Genomic DNA, 6,000 nt, shown 5'->3' with positions numbered 1-6,000 from the left:
CCACCCCGTATGCATCCTTCCACTACTAGGATTGAGGTAGTACCACTTACCACCAACTTGCTGCCAGCCTGTAAGCATTTGGCCGTTGGAATTTAAGTAGTACCAAGCGCCTTTATCTTGCACCCAGCCTGTGCACAACACGCCTTGCTCTGAGTAATAGTAATAGTTGCTATCTTGTGAGTACTGCCAACCACAAATAGCTTTACCTGTTGTTGTATCAAAAAGGTGAGTTTTGCCATTAATGGTATGAGCGCCATATTGAATGGTGCCATTTACCAGATAAAACCAACCATCTCCAAACTTGGTAAGTCCGTCTGGAGGAAGAACGCCTTCGGCAAGACCATTAGCAAAACGTACCTGATTTCCTTCTCGCATGATTGTCATACGACCAGAGCCATCAAGCCAGCACAGTTGTTTGCCTTTTTGTCTCCAACATGAAGCAGCCATTGCACCTGAGTCTTCCAAAAAATAGCTTGCATCATTTAAATCAACCCAGCCTGTGCGCATCTTACAATTGCCTGGGTCTAACCAGTACCAAATACCTTTGAGCTTTTGCCAGCCACTTTTAAGAGCACCAGACTCAGTTGCTAGACACCAAGACCCTTCGGCAACACACCAACCGTTTTGTCCCATTGCACCAGAGGTATCAAAAGCATATTTTTTACCATTGATTTCACGAACTTGGTCTTGTATGCAAACGCCTTTAGCATCCATCCAATACCAAGTGTTGTGTATATACTTCCAGCCCGAGCACCTTGTGCCATTTTCAAGCCAGTACCAAGCTCCATCTGAAAAGTCCCAACCAGATGCATATCCAATCCAGGCTCCAGAAGAAGCAAAGTCACACCATGTGCCTCCAGCATTGCTTCGAGCATCTGCCATGGTAGCGTCTTGGTAAGAAAACCAATACCATACGTTGTTAATAAAACGCCACCCTTTTGCTATTTGTGCAGTGGCAGGATCTGCCCAGTACCAGTGATTGTTGATATAAAGCCACCCGGTATGAGCAGTACCATCTTGGTTGTAATAAAACAGCTTTCCATCTTGTTCTTGCCAGCCCACAAGAACTGGTTGTTTTTGGGACTCTTGTTGTGGGACAGATAGCTCTGTTTGAGGTTCAGAAACAGTGTTTGAAGAAGCTACAACGTCTTGTTGTTCTGAAACTTCTTGCTCATCTGAGACTGCTTGTGTCTCTAAGGCTTGCTGCTCACCAACAGATCCTTGTTCTGGCTCTTGTGCCCATGCAGATACAGGCACTCCAAAGCAAGTCACGCTAACCACAACAACAAGACTTACAACAAAAGACACAAAACAACGTTTAGGTAAAGCAACTCTTTTCATGGCATGCGTCCATTTCTGAGGAACGAGCATGTTTTCACTTTATTTTAAGCGTTAAGAGATAAATTATTTTGTTAAAAAGATTGTAGCGTGATAAGCCCTTGGCAGGAGTATTTAGTGATTAAAACATATGCACTAGCGTGTGACCAATCCAGCATGCACACAAAGCACCTGCTAAATTGGCTATTATATTTACTCCGCCCAACATAAACGAACCTTCGGCAAACAAGGTATAGGTTTCATTGCTAAAGGTCGAGAAAGTAGTGAGACCACCCATGATTCCTGTAGTAAGAAAGGTGCGGGCAGTATCATCCATACCAGTTTTAGGAGCCAATCCCATAATAAAACCTATGGCAAAACCACCTAGCATGTTGACCGCCAATGTACCCAAAGGGATGCTTATTAGAGTTGGGAATGGTGCACTTGAAATAAGGTAGCGTAAGCTTGCGCCCAGCGCGCCGCCTAGAGCTACTACAAGAAGTTTTTGCCAGGTCATCTGAGTTTCTCGATATGTTCGCAGTGTTTTTAGATGTTGTATTGATAGGGTAGGATATTTTTATAGGCAAAGCCTAAGTGAGAATATCTTTTTATGGGTGATATTGTTAATATCGCAGATCCAAACTCATTACATCAAAGTTTATATAGTCAAATCCAATTTTAAAAAAAGCTGGTATTACGCCTGTCTTCTTAAAGCCAAATTTTGTATATAAGTGAATAGCCGCCATGTTATCGCTACGGACCTCTAAATTAATAAACTCTAACCCGTTATTTTTAGCATGCATAATAATTTTTTGTAGAAGCTTTGATCCAATTTTGTTATTCCATTCACTTTTACGAACCGTAATACCCAAGTTAGCTCTATGTGACATTCTTCGAGGTAGTGCATGTAAATTTGCAGTGCCAACCAACTCAGTATCTTTCCAGGCGCACAGAAAAATACTTTGTTTATCATCTTGCATGGTCCTTAAAAAGCTCTGTTCTTGTTCTACGGTCATGCCGGAGCCTTCTGCACCGTAGCTAAGATTATTGGTCTCTGCACCAATTTTTTTGATGTATTCAATAATCTTCTCTGCATCTTCCGGTTTTGCTTCTCTGATGGTTATGTCAATCATGATTGTTATTCCTTTGACATCGACACGACCGTCTCCACATGCTTGGTATGTGGGAACATGTCTACGGGGGTCAAAGAATCAAGCTTCCAGCCCTTTTGGCGTAAGAACCACAGATCACGAGCTTGCGTTTGCGGATTGCAGGAAATATAAACAATGCGCTTAGGATTGCAAGCGCTGGCAGCCGATAAAAACTCTGGTGTAGAGCCAGCGCGCGGAGGATCAAGCATAATAACGTCGTAGTAAGCACTTGAGTGCATCTTATTGGAACGTTTGCTACCAGCAAGGTACTCGGTAGCATCCGCACGTACAAAACGCGCTGCTTGCTCTAAATGATTAGCACGAGCATTGCGCTTAGCATTAACAATAGCCTCTTCACCGCGTTCTACGCCAACTAGCTGTAGATCTTTGCAGCTATGTGCAGCACATAGACCAATGGTGCCGGTACCGCAGTAGGCATCCAGCAAACGCATGCCAGGCTCTAGTTGAGCACTTTTAATAGCAAGTGCATAGAGCTTCTCGGTTTGGCTGGGATTAGTCTGATAAAACGAGGTAGCACCTAACTCAAAAGTACAACCTAGTAAGCTGTCATGAATGATGCCCTTGCCATATAAAACGTTATTGCGACTGCCCAACATAGCGTTTGTTCGCCGCGTGTTTACGTTTTGCACAATGGTTGTAATCTCTGGATGAGCAGACAAGATTCCGTCTACAAAACGTAATTCTTGAGGGATATGGTTCCCGTTGGTAACAATGGTGAGCAGAATTTCTCCACCTACCATCGCTTTTCTTACTATGGCATGACGCAGCAAGCCAGAACCCTTATCCTCATGATAAGCGCTTACCCCTACCCGTTCTGCTACTCGTGCAACAGAGTTGAGTATGGGACGCAAAGAGAGTTCTTCTACCAGACATTCTGCGCAGGGTACAATGCGGTGCGTCCCTTGGGCAAAAAACCCGCTCCGGATACGACCTCGTGTGCCAGGAGCAAAAGGTGTTGCTGCTTTATAGCGATAAGCCCGCGGCTCATCCATGCCCACAATGGTAGAGATTTCACAGCCGTCTGCCTGTGCAAGATCACCAAACAACTGTGCTATAGCTTCTTGCTTGCGCTTTAGCTGGATGGGGTAGGGCACAGAAAGCCACTCGCATCCACCACATTGACGCGCAATGGGGCAAGTATACGTGCGGTATCCCATATAATCCTCCAGCGTGCAAAATGCAAATGTATTTTGATAATACCTTGTTGTGGACTGTCGTTGTATGAACAGCAAACAAAAATTGTAAGCATTAACCTGTCACAGTCTTAAAAAGCCCGTCTCCCGATACATGTTGGTAAGCTACCGTTTTGCGTGTAAAGTTAAACAAAGAGGCTCGCCACACAGTCATGCGGGTCCACCTCCTGGCTGTGCTGCGGCCGTAAGGCTCGAGCATATTCGTGCGAGGAGGCTATCATGTCACAACTAGACAAAGTAAGGAACGTGGTTTTGGTAGGCCAAGGCGGCGTGGGTAAAACCATGCTGGCCGAAGCGATGCTGCATCTTTCGGGCAAGACTTCAAGGTTGGGTGGCCATGCGGGTACCAAACCCACGCTAGATTACGACGAGCAAGAAGAGCGCCGCTCCTTTTCTATTTCCACAGCTACTGCCCCTATTATGTGGAAAAATACACGCATTAATATCTTAGATGCACCCTGCTACCCCGATTTTATTGGTGACGCCTATGCAGCGATGAGCGTCTGCGAAACTGCTTTGTTTATGGTAGATGCCACAGAGGGTGCACAAACTACCACCACGCGCTTGTGGTATGCGGCAGAGGATTTGTCCTTGTCGCGTGCGATTTTTGTAAACCGTTTTGATAAGACCGAGAAGGACTTTTATGACGTTCTTCTTGATTTGCAAGAGCATTTTGGCAATCGCTTAGGTGCCGTAACGCTACCCTGGGGTTATGGCGAAACCTTTGAAGGTGTCATTGATGTTGTACATATGGTTGCTCGTAAATTGGTGGATGGCAAGCCATGTGAGCAACCTATTCCAGAAGCATATGCAGGCATGGCTCAAGCCGCACGTGATTCACTTTGCGATTTGGTTGCCGAGGCAGATGACGAGCTCATGCTTAAATATTTGGATGGCGGTCAGCTTACGCAAGGCGAGTTGGAAAGCTTGCTGCATAAGGCCATCGTAGAGCGTATTTTTGTTCCTGTATTTACGGGATCGTGCGTGCGCGAAGAGGGCGTTATTTCATTCATGAATAACGTGGTTGAATATTTCCCCACACCTGAGGACTATGGCCCTGTGCCCTTGGTAAACGGTGAGGCTCTTAACATTGATCCTGGTGATGACCGTCCGGTAGTCTTTGTCTTTAAGTCTTTGAATGATACACAATCTGGTCGTTTGTCCTTCATTAAGGTGCTGGCCGGTACGGTCACAGCTGGTACAGAGCTTATTAATGCCCGCACACGCAAGACAGAACGCCTTACGCATCTTTATTTGATGTGCGGTCATGAAACAACGGACATTGAGGCTGTAGGTGCTGGCGATATTGTAGTTGTTCCTAAACTTGATGCCATGACAGGAGATACCCTGTCGGTAACGGGCAAGGTAGAAGCTGCTGCGTTCCGCTTCCCCAACTCCCTGTACAAAATTGCTATCGAGCCCGATAAGCGCGGTACAGAAGATAAACTCTTCACTTTCTTGGAGAAGAGCTGTGATGCAGACCCAACTATGAGTGTTTCTCACGATGAAGAAACCGGTCAGACAGTCATTTCCGCTATTGGTGAGGCTCAGGTTTCTGTTTTGCTCGAACGCCTGGAAGACCGTACAGGACTTACCGCTCACACCGTTGCCCTGCGTATTCCTTATCGTGAGACGATTCGTCGTACATCGTCTGCACAGGGTCGTCACAAGAAGCAGACTGGTGGCGCTGGACAGTATGGAGACTGCTGGTTGCGCGTAGAGCCTAACCCACTGGCTGGCTATGAGTTTATGGATGAAGTGGTGGGTGGTCACATTCCTCGTGGCTTTATTCCAGCTATTGATAAGGGCGTTCAGGAAACCATGACCGAAGGTGTCCTGGCAGGATATCCCATGATTGACATAAAAGTTGCAGTATACGAAGGCTCGTATCACCCAGTGGATTCCAACGAAATGGCCTTTAAAACAGCGGCACGCCTTGCGTTTAATAAGGCTGTTGAACAGGCAGAACCTGTTCTGCTTGAGCCCATGGCACATATGGAAGTCTCTATTCCAGAAAGCTATGCTGGCTCCGTAATGGGTGATATTTCTGCCAGTCGTGGTCGCGTTGAGGGTATGGAAGTAACCGATAAGGGCCTGACTTGCATTATTGCTACCGTGCCTTTAGCAGAAGTGTCAGACTATGCAACTCGTCTACGCTCACTTTCCCGTGGCACTGGTGAGTTTAATTTAGAGATTTCTGGTTATGAACAGGTTCCCCATGATGTTCAGGAGCGTTTGGCAGCCGAGTATGCTGCAAAGCGTGCTGCGGGTACTAAATAGGTCTAGCTGCAATAACATTTGGTAAGTAGGGTATAAAT

4 protein-coding genes and 1 pseudogene are annotated in these 6,000 nt (G+C 46.1%); 1 reads left to right on the top strand and 4 read right to left on the bottom strand.

What is annotated here, in order from left to right:
• The 4 genes and pseudogenes from G469_RS0101660 to rlmD form a co-directional block, all read right to left on the bottom strand.
• Positions 1-1,371 (bottom strand): annotated as a pseudogene (locus G469_RS0101660) (L,D-transpeptidase); the annotation flags it as partial.
• Between the two features lie 88 nt (positions 1,372-1,459).
• A complete protein-coding gene (gene crcB, locus G469_RS0101655; RefSeq protein WP_028263565.1) occupies positions 1,460-1,834 on the bottom strand; it encodes a fluoride efflux transporter CrcB in 375 nt (124 codons plus the stop codon).
• A 106-nt stretch (positions 1,835-1,940) separates the two neighbouring features.
• Positions 1,941-2,450: a GNAT family N-acetyltransferase gene (locus tag G469_RS0101650; protein WP_028263564.1), complete on the bottom strand. Its 510-nt coding sequence runs from the start codon at positions 2,448-2,450 to the stop codon at positions 1,941-1,943.
• A 5-nt stretch (positions 2,451-2,455) separates the two neighbouring features.
• The gene (gene rlmD, locus G469_RS0101645; protein WP_028263563.1) at positions 2,456-3,646 is read right to left on the bottom strand and encodes a 23S rRNA (uracil(1939)-C(5))-methyltransferase RlmD; all 1,191 of its coding nucleotides are present in this window, start codon (positions 3,644-3,646) and stop codon (positions 2,456-2,458) included.
• 255 nt (positions 3,647-3,901) lie between these two features.
• Between rlmD and G469_RS0101640 the strand changes: the two genes are divergently transcribed.
• Entirely contained in the window at positions 3,902-5,962 is a 2,061-nt protein-coding gene (locus tag G469_RS0101640) for an elongation factor G (protein WP_035425223.1), read from the top strand.
• The last annotated feature ends 38 nt before the right edge of the window (positions 5,963-6,000 follow it).

It is taken from the genome of Atopobium fossor DSM 15642 (assembly GCF_000483125.1).
Classification (GTDB): domain Bacteria; phylum Actinomycetota; class Coriobacteriia; order Coriobacteriales; family Atopobiaceae; genus Atopobium; species Atopobium fossor.
Note: the sequence above shows the minus strand (reverse complement) of the source record. Positions and strands in the feature narration are given on the sequence as shown.